Origin of the sequence: Acinetobacter baumannii, from assembly GCF_009759685.1 — a bacterium.
In the GTDB taxonomy this organism is placed as follows: Bacteria; Pseudomonadota; Gammaproteobacteria; order Pseudomonadales; family Moraxellaceae; genus Acinetobacter; species Acinetobacter baumannii.
In genome coordinates this window covers 3,718,445-3,731,063 of record NZ_CP046654.1, presented here as the reverse complement: position 1 = coordinate 3,731,063, position 12,619 = coordinate 3,718,445, and the positions used below count along the sequence as shown (strand labels likewise).

The 12,619-nt window shown below is 37.2% G+C and carries 13 protein-coding genes and 1 riboswitch; of the genes, 5 read left to right on the top strand and 8 right to left on the bottom strand.

Annotated elements, in window-relative coordinates; all coding sequences use genetic code 11:
* Positions 1–24: 24 nt before the first annotated feature.
* Positions 25–1,032 (top strand): UDP-glucose 4-epimerase GalE, encoded by a 1,008-nt coding sequence (gene galE / locus GO593_RS17820; RefSeq protein WP_000604788.1) that lies wholly within the window; start codon positions 25–27, stop codon positions 1,030–1,032.
* 114 nt (positions 1,033–1,146) lie between these two features.
* Positions 1,147–2,541 carry a class II fumarate hydratase gene (gene fumC / locus GO593_RS17815; protein WP_001194770.1) on the top strand — a complete coding sequence of 465 codons (1,395 nt, stop codon included), beginning with the start codon at positions 1,147–1,149 and terminating at the stop codon, positions 2,539–2,541.
* Positions 2,542–2,674: 133 nt separating this feature from the next.
* On the opposite strand, the gene GO593_RS17810 is transcribed toward fumC, so the two are convergent.
* Both GO593_RS17810 and GO593_RS17805 read right to left on the bottom strand, forming a co-directional pair.
* Entirely contained in the window at positions 2,675–2,971 is a 297-nt protein-coding gene (locus tag GO593_RS17810) for a hypothetical protein (RefSeq protein ID WP_000701849.1), read from the bottom strand.
* Between the two features lie 181 nt (positions 2,972–3,152).
* Positions 3,153–3,614, bottom strand: a complete 462-nt coding sequence (locus GO593_RS17805; protein ID WP_001081038.1) for a hypothetical protein — start codon at positions 3,612–3,614, stop codon at positions 3,153–3,155.
* A gap of 310 nt (positions 3,615–3,924) precedes the next feature.
* On the opposite strand from GO593_RS17805, the gene GO593_RS17800 reads away from it, so the two are divergent.
* Both GO593_RS17800 and GO593_RS17795 read left to right on the top strand, forming a co-directional pair.
* Positions 3,925–4,416, top strand: coding sequence for a hypothetical protein (locus tag GO593_RS17800; RefSeq protein ID WP_000949168.1), 492 nt, complete (start codon positions 3,925–3,927; stop codon positions 4,414–4,416).
* A 145-nt stretch (positions 4,417–4,561) separates the two neighbouring features.
* A riboswitch (glycine riboswitch) is annotated at positions 4,562–4,649 on the top strand.
* Between the two features lie 177 nt (positions 4,650–4,826).
* Positions 4,827–6,071, top strand: a complete 1,245-nt coding sequence (locus GO593_RS17795; protein ID WP_001120919.1) for a D-amino acid dehydrogenase — start codon at positions 4,827–4,829, stop codon at positions 6,069–6,071.
* 46 nt (positions 6,072–6,117) lie between these two features.
* Here GO593_RS17795 and GO593_RS17790 read toward each other — a convergent pair whose 3' ends face one another.
* Positions 6,118–6,762 carry an A1S_1983 family putative colistin resistance protein gene (locus GO593_RS17790; RefSeq protein ID WP_001139838.1) on the bottom strand — a complete coding sequence of 215 codons (645 nt, stop codon included), beginning with the start codon at positions 6,760–6,762 and terminating at the stop codon, positions 6,118–6,120.
* Between the two features lie 103 nt (positions 6,763–6,865).
* Here GO593_RS17790 and ispF point away from each other — a divergent pair, with 103 nt between their 5' ends.
* Complete coding sequence (gene ispF / locus GO593_RS17785; protein WP_000226512.1) at positions 6,866–7,348, top strand: 2-C-methyl-D-erythritol 2,4-cyclodiphosphate synthase; 483 nt, start codon at positions 6,866–6,868, stop codon at positions 7,346–7,348.
* Here ispF and GO593_RS17780 read toward each other — a convergent pair.
* From GO593_RS17780 to glnL, 5 genes are all read right to left on the bottom strand, one after another.
* The gene (locus GO593_RS17780; protein WP_000153730.1) at positions 7,345–7,869 is read right to left on the bottom strand and encodes a protein tyrosine phosphatase family protein; all 525 of its coding nucleotides are present in this window, start codon (positions 7,867–7,869) and stop codon (positions 7,345–7,347) included. The genes ispF and GO593_RS17780 overlap by 4 nt on opposite strands.
* Positions 7,870–8,062: 193 nt before the next feature.
* The gene (argF, locus tag GO593_RS17775; protein WP_001207983.1) at positions 8,063–8,983 is read right to left on the bottom strand and encodes an ornithine carbamoyltransferase; all 921 of its coding nucleotides are present in this window, start codon (positions 8,981–8,983) and stop codon (positions 8,063–8,065) included.
* A gap of 112 nt (positions 8,984–9,095) precedes the next feature.
* Complete coding sequence (gene adeN, locus GO593_RS17770; RefSeq protein ID WP_000543877.1) at positions 9,096–9,749, bottom strand: multidrug efflux transcriptional repressor AdeN; 654 nt, start codon at positions 9,747–9,749, stop codon at positions 9,096–9,098.
* Positions 9,750–10,024: 275 nt separating this feature from the next.
* Positions 10,025–11,518, bottom strand: a complete 1,494-nt coding sequence (glnG, locus tag GO593_RS17765) for a nitrogen regulation protein NR(I) (RefSeq protein WP_000089273.1) — start codon at positions 11,516–11,518, stop codon at positions 10,025–10,027.
* Positions 11,505–12,614, bottom strand: coding sequence for a nitrogen regulation protein NR(II) (gene glnL, locus GO593_RS17760; RefSeq protein ID WP_000371970.1), 1,110 nt, complete (start codon positions 12,612–12,614; stop codon positions 11,505–11,507). Before glnL ends, glnG begins: the two co-directional genes overlap by 14 nt.
* Positions 12,615–12,619: the final 5 nt, after the last annotated feature.

Below are 12,619 nucleotides of genomic sequence, written 5' to 3'. Positions count from 1 at the left end.
CATTAAGAGAAAGGTAAGTATACAATGATTTTAGTGACAGGTGGTTTAGGCTTTATCGGTTCACATATTGCATTGAGTCTCATGGCTCAAGGCCAAGAAGTGGTTCTTGTCGATAATTTGGCTAACTCGACCTTGCAAACGCTTGAGCGGTTAGAATACATCTCTGGTATGTACGTTCCGTTTGTTAAACTTGATGTACGTAACACGCCTGCATTGAACAAAGTATTTGAACAGTACTCAATTGATGCAGTCATTCATACGGCTGGTTTTAAATCTATTGAAGAGTCTAATTTAAAACCGCTTGAATATTATAATGATAATGTCAGTTGTATCATGAGCCTATTGCGTGCAATGCAACGTACAGGCGTCCGTCATTTTATTCATTTATCTAGTTTGGCAGTCTATGGAAAATCTGGTTCACAGTTAAGCGAAACAGATGATTTCAACTATGCTTATCCTAACCCTTATATTAAGTCGCAACAGATGATTGAAGAAATCATCCGTGATACTTACAAAATTGATCATGAATGGAAAATTGCAATTTTACGTCTATCAAATATTGTAGGTGCTTTTGAGCATGGCGTATTAGGCGAGTATGTAGCACAGCTCCCTAAAAATATTGTACCGCTTGCCATGCAAGTTGCAGCGATGCAACGTGATTTAATTGAGTTACAAGATCAGTCTTCTACCGAGGACCATACCGTGGAACGTAGCTTTTTACATGTATTAGATGTATGTGAGGCAGTAAGCTCAACTTTACATTGGTTACGTGATCAAAGCCATTGCTGTGAAGCTTTTAATATTGCTCATGAGCAAGTGCATTCGATTCGTCAATTATTAGATGAAATTTCACAGGTTACCCAAGCCGAAATTCCGACACAATCTGCGATTTATAAGCATGAAGAGTTAGCACAGATTGGTGCAAATATAGGAAAAGCAAAAACTTTATTACAATGGGCACCTAAGCGAACTTTAAAACAAATGATTGAAGATGAATGGAGATTTTATCAAAATACATTAAATGGAAGATAAGATAATGATTCTTATTTACAATAATGGAATGCTTGAGTACGATACTAAAATTAACTAGCCAAAGCATAAATTGCTTCAGCCCGTGAGTTCTTTAACCAGATAACCGAGGTTTCTATGCAAACACGAATTGAACATGACACAATGGGTGAGATTGAAGTTCCGAATGAAGCGCTGTGGGGTGCACAAACCCAACGTAGCTTACAGAACTTTAAAATCGGGCAGGAGCGTTTACCCCGTGCCATGATTCGAGCGATGGGCTTGGTAAAAAAAGCAGCGGCAATAACCAATGCAGAGTTAGGCCAGTTACCACAAGATTTGAGCCAATATATTGTGGGGGCAGCCGAGGAAGTGATTGCAGGGAAATGGGACTCTCAGTTTCCACTTGTGGTTTGGCAAACAGGTTCTGGTACGCAAAGTAATATGAACTGTAATGAGGTGATTGCAAATATTGCAAATCAAAAGCTAGGCCAAACGCTTGGAGCACAAAAGCCGGTACATCCGAACGATCATGTTAACCGCGCACAATCTACTAATGACTCATTCCCAACGGCTATTCATGTTGCGGCAAGTTTGCAAATTAATGAATTACTGATTCCAGCCGTAGAACAGCTTAAAGCGACTTTGCAAAAAAAGTCGGACGAATTCCAAGATATTGTTAAAATTGGCCGTACCCATTTACAAGACGCGACGCCACTGACACTTGGCCAAGAGTTTAGCGGTTATGTTTCTCAGCTCGAGCATGGTTTAGTACGTTTACAGCAAGCTTTAAGTGGTCTGTATGAGTTACCATTAGGTGGCACAGCGGTAGGAACTGGGTTAAATGCTCATCCTGACTATGCTGTTAAGGCGGCAGCTCAGCTTGCAGCTTTAACGGGTTTGCCATTTGTTACCGCTCCTAATAAATTTGAAGCACTTGCAGGACGTGATGCTGCTGTTTTTGCATCAGGCGCATTAAAAACTCTAGCGGTAAGCTTGAACAAGATTGCCAATGATATTCGTTGGTTAGCAAGTGGCCCACGTTGTGGCTTCGGCGAAATCCGTATTCCTGAAAATGAACCTGGTTCAAGTATTATGCCAGGTAAAGTGAACCCGACTCAAAGTGAAGCAATGACCATGGTTGTTGCTCAAGTGCTTGGCAACGATACCACTATTAATGTCGCTGGTGCTTCGGGTAATTTCGAGCTCAATGTATTTATGCCAGTGATTGCTTATAACTTACTGCAATCTATTCAGTTGCTTGGTGATGCATGTAATAGTTTTAATGATCACTGTGCAGTAGGGATTGAGCCGAATCGTGAGAAAATTGATCATTTCTTGCATAATTCTCTTATGTTAGTTACGGCATTAAATCCGGTTATTGGTTATGAAAACTCTGCAAAAGTGGCGAAAACTGCTTATAAAGAGAATAAAACTTTAAAACAAGTTGCTGTAGAGCTAGGACTTGTTACAGCAGAGCAATTTGATGAAGTAGTTAAACCTGAAAAAATGGTTTCGCCAAATAGTAAATAAACGATTTAACAATAGCCATCAGCAGTATATTTTATATCGAGTTTACAAACTCTTAACTACTGATGGCTATTATGCTTAAGATGTTAAAGTTAGGGCCATTCATTTACCCTAAGTTATTTATTAAAAATAAGAGCTATACCAATAGATCTTCTATATATTCCCAGCCATTAGCTTTCATCTCTTCAAACTTTCTTTTTAATTCTTCTTTTGTATATTCATGTGAGTCTTTAGCTAAAAGAATATGATAAGAATTAGATGCTGGATCTATAGTGACCTCATTAATTTCTACTGGCTGAATCACACCATTTTCGGTCAAACCAAGATCAGTAAAGCACATTCCTTTTACCGGAATAACACTGCATTCATACTCTTTAGAAATAAAATAATTATTTGAATAAGTTGAATAGGTACGTGAAGCGCGAATCTTCATTGCTATCTCCTTTATTCGTAGAGAAGATTTGAGTAGTGTGGCGCGTTTTAAAAGCTAAAACTGTTTACTTTTTATTGTTTGTTTACTATGAATCTTTGTTATTTAAAATATTTTTAACAATCTATATCAAAATTAACTGTAGAAGCCTCCTTTTTAAAAGAAGGCTTCAATATAGATAAGCTTATCTTGAGATTTTGTAAACTTTATTTTTATATTCATCACGAGAAATGACACCTTTATCATATTGTTGTTTTAATGATCTATATTGTTGATAACGAACATCTCTTTGAAGGCCCATATTGTCATGATTTCTAATGTAATAGAGACTTCGTTCATGATCACTCATATTTACAGTATGGTCAGGAGAGTGAGAATAAGTGTTTTGTGGTTGCTCTTCTTGGTAGTGTTTTGCAATCTCAAAAAAATCTACGTTTTGTTTGTTTGAGTCAGAGCGGAAAGGATTGTGTTGTGATTCGTTAATTTTATGATCTGAACTATTATTTACCTCAAGCATACTCTTATGGCGTTTTGACTCTTGTCCATAAAATTCATATTTGGTTGGGGAGATAGTTGTTTCAGAAAATACAAAAGGAGAAAAAGTAGCAGTACTTAAAACTAATAAAATTAATTGTAATCTATTCATTTCTTTGGAAGCCCAGATGAAAGTGAGTAAATCACTGTATTATAACACTAAATTTAATAGTAAGCTAAAAAATAATATATCTAAAATATACATATTTTTAATTTTCAAAGTTGTATAAGGTTTATTTGCAAGTTTCTAGGTTGTAATTATTCCTTATTAAGCTTTATCAAACCAACTTGGTGTTGAATAAGCTGCCATAATTGTTAAAATGCCCACCTTATCCTGTTTTTATATTATTTTTTAATTGCTTTTGTTCTTGCAATTTTTAAATTAATTATGAAAAACAGTAGTTTAGCTAAGGATTTTTTGAATGCTCTCTATTTATTTAACAGATACTCAACAACATGTGCAATTTAATGATTACCCAAGTGATCAGCCTGTTAAATTTCTGTTAAATCTTAAAAAGATTTTTCCAAGTACTGGTGATTTATTATTGCCTGTTTTACCTGAAGATAATGATCTGGAAAATGTAACTTGGGAATCAACCTCAAAAGACTTTGAAATCTTCAAAAAGTTATTGGCAGGTTGGGGGGTGATTGAGCTTCGTTTAAATGCCATTACCGCTTATAAAGATAAAAATTTTGCAAACGAGTTGATCAAACAAGCTCAAGCGAAACGTAAAAAAGTAACACAAAAAAATCATCAACTTTCACTAGTTGCATTGGATTATATTTTTATGCACGAAATTCATGCACTCATTGATGCTGAACTGTTCACAATAGGCGAGAAATTTTATTTGCCAACCTTGCGGGAGCAATGGAAAGGTACCGTTTCGGACCAAGTGCTTAATGGAAAGCTCTAATGAATACCAAAAGGTGAATTCTTATAATTCACCTTTTTTATAATTAAATCAAAAATTTGCGTGTTTTTTTGGTGGGTTGTACAAAAGTTTACAAGAAAAGAATGCGTTTTTTTAAAAGTGGCAGATACATTGCTTATATAAATACAAAATTATTGCGGGAGAGAGGTTCTTAAGAACCCGCCGAAGGAGCAACAGGCCCGGAAACTCTCAGGCAAAAGGACTGTAATAATTAAAAAATCTGGAGAGCAGCTTAAGATTTATAAGCATGGAAAATAAAAACTTATAAGTCATAAACTCACCGAAGGGGAAGATCGAAATACTAAAAGGTAGTATTTAGGTCGAAACTCTCAGGTACAAATGACAGATGGGCTGTACTGATGAAATGTTTTTGCATTTCAGAGAAGTCTGTTATGCCACATGTTATTGTGATTGGTGCAGGAATCACAGGGGTTACTTCAGCCTATGAATTATCTCAATTAGGTTACCAAGTCACAGTGATTGATCGCCATCTTTATCCAGCCATGGAAACATCATTTGCAAATGGAGGGCAATTATCTGCTTGTAATGCAGAAGTCTGGAACCAGAAAGCGACCGTTATAAAAGGTTTTAAATGGATGAGGCAAAAAGATGCTCCTTTATTATTGAATCCTTCCTTTAGCCTACATAAATATAGTTGGTTGGTTGAGTTTTTGTCTCATATTAAAAATTATGAAGCCAATACAATAGAAACCGTTCGCTTGGCATTGCTTGCCCGTAAGCGCTTGTTTGACGTAGCTGAAAAAGAGCAGCTTCAATTTGATTTGGAGAAACGCGGTATTCTTCATATGTATCATACTAAGGATGATTATGACATCGCTAAGCGAGTTAATGATGTTTTAAATAAAGGGACTTTAGAACGTTACTCGGTTTCACCTGAGGAAATGAAATCAATTGAACCTTCTTTAACGGGTGAGTACTTTGGTGGCTATTACACACCAAGCGATGCAACCGGTGATATCCATAAATATTCAACCTCTTTAGCTGAAAAGACTAAACAATATGGGGTTCAGTATAAATTTGGACTGGAAGTCACTGATATTAAGTGTCATGCAGATAAAGTGGTACTGAATTGTCAGCCAAGTGCTGAGCATCCGCATCTTTCCCAAACAGACAGCTTTCAATTAGAAGGTGATGTTTTGGTGGTGTGTGGTGGTGTAGGAAGTTATCAGTTAGCTGATATGATTGGTGAACGTGTAAATGTTTATCCGGTCAAAGGTTATTCAATTACCGTCCAATTAAAAGATGAAAAAAGTATAAAAAATGCACCGTGGGTGAGTTTGTTGGATGAGAGCGCTAAAATTGTAACGTCTCGTTTAGGACCAGATCGTTTACGTGTAGCAGGTACGGCCGAGTTTAATGGTTATAATCGAGATATTCGAGCCGACCGTATTCAACCTTTGGTAAATTGGGTAAACCGCAATTTTGACATTTCAACTGAGCATGTTGTGCCTTGGGCGGGTTTAAGACCAATGATGCCTAATATGTTGCCAGTTGTGAAACAGTCTAAACAGTCTCGAGTTTTCTATAATACGGGGCATGGTCATCTAGGCTGGACTTTGTCAGCAGCTACAGCTGTTTTGGTGAGTCAGGATATTCAACAAAAGTATCCAGCATAAAAAGAAAAGCCAGTGTCTATGCACTGGCTTTTTTATTTTATATTCACTAGTCGTACAGGCGATAAATTCCTGTGAAGCGCTCACAACCTTTTTGCTGGGTTTTTACGATGAGCAGTGCTTTCTGAAAGTCAAATTTATATTTACAGTTATGTTCATTATCTAAAATTTCACTTTTCTGTTCAGGAGAGCTGTAAGCCATAAGTGAAACCGTTTGGGTTTCTTTTCGGTTATTCGGATTACGGTAAGCTAAACCTTCAATTTTGATTTTATCTTTAGCAAGTTGATGTATTTGTAAATGAACGGGCTGAGATGCAATATGTCCATTTTCAAATTTAAGATAATGCTGAGTTAGGGTTTGTTTAAGTGAAGCATAAAAATTTAAATCATCACCACGTACATCAAACTGTTGTTGAATACATGAATTGGTTTTGCATTGTTGTGTTTGTCTAAGCCACAATGTTTGAGTATCTTGTAGAAGCTGCAGGGGGGCATCTGTGACCAAGTATGCAGAAAGATATTTATTGTTGAGCTGCTTTCGTGCTTCGCTAAAGGTTTTTGAACAGATTTTTAGCTCTGCTTTTGAGTTGGAGCAGTCGATAGACTCTGCAAAAACAAGCGATGAGCATAAACAACTCAATGTCACGACAAAACTTAATCTTTTCAATTGATTCATATCAGTATTCGACGGCATGATCGCTTATACTTTCAGTCTACTTTGCTAAGTGTACTATAGCGAAACACGACGGTTGAATACAAGATTTCTTAAGCTTTTATAATAGAAGGGAAGAGTTTATATGGTTGCTCAAATTCGTATTGGACAAGGAATGGATGTGCATGCCTTTGAAGAGGGTAACTTCGTAACCTTAGCTGGCGTTCAAATTCCGCATACGCATGGTTTGAAGGCACATTCTGATGGCGATGTCGTGCTACATGCATTATGCGATGCCTTACTAGGTGCTCTAGCACTTGGTGATATTGGTCAGCATTTTCCGGATACAGATCCAGAATTTAAAGGAGCGGATAGCCGTGTTCTACTTAAACATGTTTATCAATTAATATTAGACCGAGGTTATCATTTAAATAATGCTGATATTACGGTAGCTTGTGAGCGTCCTAAATTAGCCAAATACAATTTGGAAATGCGTCAAAGCATTGCAGATGTTTTAAATGTAGATTTAAATCAAATTAGTATCAAAGCGACCACAACCGAAAAACTTGGATTTACTGGTCGCCAAGAAGGAATTTTAGCAACAGCGACGGTGTTAATATCTCATTAAACTAAATCATTGGTTTGTTGCAAAGACTGTTGAAGTTCTAAGGTAGCCTTACGGCCTTGAAGCTGTAAGGTAATACTATGAATGAGTCCTGTCCATGTTTCATTTGGCTCCCAAATCTCATGAAGCAAATCCTGACAGGTTGGCATATCCATATTCATATAAAATTGTCTGTAGACATACATAAGACAACTTACGCGTTTATTTTTGGCACAATGTAACCAAACAATTTCATTCTGCACTAAATGATCAATCAAATCTAAAACTAATAAGCATTGGTCAGAAGAGGGTGTTTCCCAGTCAATTGGAATATGAATATAATTTAAACCATATTCAAGACAGACCCGATCTTCATTTTTAATACTATCTGGTGAATTCGATAAAGCTAAATTTATAACAGTGCTACAACCATACTCTTTAATGAGCTTAAGTTGTTCGATAGAAGGTTGCGCTGAACTAAATAAATGTTCATGAATGATCGAAAATGCAGGGATTTCAGATAATGATTGTTCAAGGATTGTCATAATCGCACTCTACACGAGTAGGCTTGGCTTATTGTGTAGAATGTTATACACGATTATGTGTGACAGTTGAAATATAGACTGTTTATATATTGGGCAACATCATAAAAATTTTTAAAATAATAAATGAGGGGAATAGGGAACTTATAAAAATAAAAAAACAGCACCTTAACGATGCTGTTTTTTGAATTAGAAATTAAGCTTTTTTCAAATTTTCGTTGAGTAAAAATTCCATTAAAGCTTTTTGTGCATGCAGACGGTTTTCTGCTTCGTCCCATACTACGGCATTTTTATGGTCGAGCATGGTTTCAGAAATTTCTTCACCACGATGAGCAGGTAAGCAGTGCATGAATAAACAGTCCGGATGTGCAAGTCCCATTAATTTCTCGTTAACCTGAAAATCAGCAAAGGCTTTTTCACGAAGTTTCTGTTCTTCTTCTTGTCCCATGCTTGCCCATACATCTGTAACGATAAGATCAGCATTTACAGCCGCATCTTCCGCATTATCAAAAAGTTCAACACAATGCCCAAACTCTGCTAAAAACTCAGGTTTAGGTTCATAACCTTTTGGTGATGCAATCTTGAGTTTGAAACCCATCATGTGTGCAGCTTCAATGTATGAATTACACATATTATTGCCATCACCAATCCAAGCTACGGTTTTGCCTTCAATACTGCCGCGATGTTCAATATAAGTTTGTAAATCTGCAAGTAACTGACAAGGATGGTGATCATCAGTTAAGCCATTGATAACGGGAACTTTTGAATAAGATGCAAAACGTTCAACAATATCGTGACCAAAAGTACGAATCATTACGATATCAAGCATGCTTGAAATAACACGTGCTGAATCTTCAATCGGTTCACCACGGCCTAATTGAGTATCACGAGGTGATAAGAAGATGGCACTACCACCAAATTGATTAATACCGGCTTCAAAAGAAATACGAGTGCGTGTGCTCGATTTTTCAAAAATCATTCCCAATACTTTACCAACAAAAGGTTGATATACCTTATTGCTTTGCTGCATTTTCTTAAGTTCGCTTGCGCGTTCTAAAATGCGATTAAGTTCTAGAGTGGATAGATCACGTAAAGTCAGGAAATGTCTTAGAGCCATGTAGCTACTCCATAATAATTGTTTTGAATTACAACAATTATCTGTTGTTGGCTGGGTGGAAGTGGGAAAAAAGAAGTCTACTATACTATAAGCATTTCAAAATGCAAAAGAATTAGACTTTATGATGCCCCTTTAAGAAAATATCAACACAATAGTTAATATAATCAATAACTTCCATTTCATTGGGTGGAAGAGGCATTCCCATAATCATTCGCCATTCAATATCACGTAAAATTCCAAAATACATAAGAGAGGAATGATCAGGAGATGTACAGGTAATTTCACCTGATTGATGAGATATGAGTAAGGCTTGAGCAATTGTATTTTGGACATCCAGAGCACATTTTTCATATAAGTATTGGCTCAAAGTTGCATTACATTGAGTTTGTTCAATAACCAAACGTAAAAAGGCAATGTGTTCAGGTTGAATAATGTGCTTATAAAAACGGATGAGAGTTTGGATTAAATAATCTTTTAAAGAAGTTTGCTCTGGTTGAAATGCAATGCAGATATCTTTAAAAAACATTTCACGGCGATAATCGCAGATTGCAGTAAATAAGCCATCTTTATTACCAAAGTATTTATAAATAGAGGTTTTTGAACCACCAGCATGATTAACGATGTCGTCAAGAGAGACAGCATCATATCCTTTTTCCAAAAACAGCTCGGTTGCGCTTAGCAATAGAGCTAAACGACGTTCTATACCGCGGCGTGTTTGGGGTTTCTCACATACGAGATGATGTGACTCAAGGACTGGATCATGCATAAAATTTAATAACGACGGCTAACACTGCTTATCTAGTATAGCAAATCTATCTTTAACGATGGTCATTGGTATGTTTTTAGGTCATCTGGTAAACAATAAGTAGAGCATAGTTTCAGGTAAAATATATAAAATATAATGATTTATGTGGAAATTTAGAATTTTTTGATCATGTAACTGTATGTTCACATTTTAGTTTGGCAGTTAATTCCGATTTAAATAGTCATAAAGAAAAGCGGCTAAATTAAATTAGCCGCTTTTTGATTTTTGCTTCGGTTTTAAGCTTCTGACAAAGTTGCTTTATGTTCGTCTTCATCATCGTCATCAGCAGAATCCATGCCTAGCTCTTTTAACTTTCTGGTTAGGGTGTTACGACCCCAACCTAACAGTTCGGCTGCATGACGTTTGCGCCCACGAGTTTGCTGTAGTGCTGCATTAATTAAGGTGCGCTCAAACATTGGAGTAGCAATGTCTAAAATCTTCATTTCACCATTTTTAAGTTTTTGAATTGCCCATTGGCTTAGTAGCTCATCCCAATGGTGCAAAGAAATACGTTCAAAAGATGGTGCTGGTTGACTAGTCTCACTACTTTTTTGGAGTGGAACCTGTTTAAGCTCAGAAGGTAAATCTTCCGGATAAACCTCACGACCAGTAATCATGACGGTTAACCAACGGCAGGTATTTTCAAGCTGACGAACATTACCAGGCCATGGTAATTGTTGCATATAGTCCGTTGTTTCAGTGCGTAAAATTTTTGGACTTACGCCTAGCTCTTTACCCGCGCGAGCCAAGAAATGTTGAGCCAGCATCGGGATGTCTTCACTGCGATGTGCAAGCTTAGGAATATGAATGCGAATTACATTTAAGCGATGATATAAGTCTTCACGAAAACGACCTTCATTCACCAGTTTTTCTAAGTCTTGATGGGTTGCCGCGACAATTCTGACATCAACTTTAACTGGAATGTGTCCACCTACACGATAGAACTCACCATCAGCGAGTACGCGCAGTAGTCGAGTTTGCGTTTCAAAGGGCATGTCACCAATTTCATCAAGGAATAGTGTTCCGCCATTTGCTTGTTCAAAGCGGCCTTGATGTTGGGTGTTTGCACCCGTGAAAGCACCTTTTTCATGACCAAATAATTCCGTTTCGATTAAATCTTTAGGAATTGCTGCCATGTTTAAAGCAATAAAAGGCTTAGCGCGTCGTGGAGAATGTTTATGTAAAGCATGCGCAACCAGTTCTTTACCTGTGCCTGATTCACCATTAATTAAAACGGTAATATGCGACTGAGATAAACGACCAATCGCTCGGAAAACCTCTTGCATAGCAGGAGATTCGCCAATAATTTCTGTTGATTGTAGTGGTGAAGCTGTTTTTGTCGCTTCTTGCTGCTGCAACTTATTGATATGCAAAATTGCTCGATTGACTAAAGCTAAAGCTTCATCAATATCGAATGGTTTTGGTAAATACTCAAATGCACCAGTCTGGTAGCTTGATACAGCAGACTCTAAGTCCGAATGCGCTGTCATAATGATAACAGGCAAGTCGGGGTGAGAGTTTTTCACTTTAGATAAGAAAGTTAACCCATCAATACCTGGCATACGAATGTCAGTTAAGATGACATCGGGCGCATCATGATGTAAACGTTCAAGTGCTGTTTGAGCTTCTTCAAAATTGGTGACGTCAAATCCTTCTTCTTTAAAGGTCTTTTCAAGTACCCATCGCATGGCGCGATCGTCATCAATAACCCATATTTTATTTCGCGACACGGTCTGACTCCCAAGGTAAATATAAGCTAAACATTGTTTTTCCAGGAACTGATTGGCATTCAATCATTCCGTTATGTTGATGCATGATGTTCTGTGCAATACTCAGGCCAAGCCCTGTGCCTTTTGCTCGTCCTGTAACCAAAGGATAGAACACAGACTCTAAAATGCTTTCGGGAATACCCGGTCCATTGTCTTCAATATCGACTCGTACAGCAGAGCGGTTGAGTACTCCATTAATAGTGACTAGACGTTGAATACGGGTACGTAAAATTAATTCAGGCTCTTGATCTGTAAAAAATGATTTATTTTCTGTAATAGCTTGAATCGCATTAACGCTAATATTAAGCATGACCTGAATGAGCTGATCTCGATCGGCTTTTACATCGGGTAGAGACAAATCATAATCACGAGTAATTTTGATTTTTTTCTTGGTCTGATTTGCGATTAAAGAGCGTACCCGTTCTAGAGGTTCATGCACATTTACATTTTCATAACTTGGCAGTTGTCTTGAGCCCAACATGGTGTCGGCCAAATTGGTGAGACGATCTACCTCGTTAATAATGATATCCGTAAATTCAGCATAGCTCTCGTCATTTAAACTACGAGCAAGTAACTGAGTTGCCCCCCGAATACCAGCCAGAGGGTTTTTAATTTCGTGAGCAACGCCTCGAACCAGTTGTCTAGCCACTTGATGTTGTTGAATTAAGTTTTCTTCCTTAGAAATTTTCAACATACGATCAATAGGATTTAACTCAATAAGTAAGAGCGGGTGGTAGCTTTTACCTGCATTTAATTGCGAGACCGTATAATCCACATGTAAATCTTTAAAATTGACATTAATGATGGCTTCACGACGTGTATAAGGTTGTCCCGTTTTTAACGTGTTCAATAGGGCTTCATGCGTATTAAAGGTATCATCAGGTGCATGAAGTAAATTTAAAACCGGTTGTCCAGAAGCGCGAAGCAAACTAATGTCAAAAAGTGCTTCACAAGCGGAATTCAAATAAAAAATATTAAAGTTACTATCGATTAATAAAATCGCAGTAGTTAAATTGTCTACCAATAGGCGATAGTCGATAGGTGTGTGTTGATCCATTAGCG

Bases quoted from the DNA above. Each gene is read 5' to 3' on its own strand.
- GO593_RS17795 (WP_001120919.1), top strand. From the start codon at position 4,827: ATGCCACATGTTATTGTGATTGGTGCAGGAATCACAGGGGTTACTTCA.
- GO593_RS17805 (WP_001081038.1), bottom strand. From the start codon at position 3,614: ATGAATAGATTACAATTAATTTTATTAGTTTTAAGTACTGCTACTTTT.
- GO593_RS17800 (WP_000949168.1), top strand. From the start codon at position 3,925: ATGCTCTCTATTTATTTAACAGATACTCAACAACATGTGCAATTTAAT.
- ispF (WP_000226512.1), top strand. From the start codon at position 6,866: ATGGTTGCTCAAATTCGTATTGGACAAGGAATGGATGTGCATGCCTTT.
- adeN (WP_000543877.1), bottom strand. From the start codon at position 9,749: ATGCATGATCCAGTCCTTGAGTCACATCATCTCGTATGTGAGAAACCC.
- argF (WP_001207983.1), bottom strand. From the start codon at position 8,983: ATGGCTCTAAGACATTTCCTGACTTTACGTGATCTATCCACTCTAGAA.
- GO593_RS17810 (WP_000701849.1), bottom strand. From the start codon at position 2,971: ATGAAGATTCGCGCTTCACGTACCTATTCAACTTATTCAAATAATTAT.
- glnL (WP_000371970.1), bottom strand. From the start codon at position 12,614: ATGGATCAACACACACCTATCGACTATCGCCTATTGGTAGACAATTTA.
- GO593_RS17790 (WP_001139838.1), bottom strand. From the start codon at position 6,762: ATGCCGTCGAATACTGATATGAATCAATTGAAAAGATTAAGTTTTGTC.
- galE (WP_000604788.1), top strand. From the start codon at position 25: ATGATTTTAGTGACAGGTGGTTTAGGCTTTATCGGTTCACATATTGCA.
- fumC (WP_001194770.1), top strand. From the start codon at position 1,147: ATGCAAACACGAATTGAACATGACACAATGGGTGAGATTGAAGTTCCG.
- GO593_RS17780 (WP_000153730.1), bottom strand. From the start codon at position 7,869: ATGACAATCCTTGAACAATCATTATCTGAAATCCCTGCATTTTCGATC.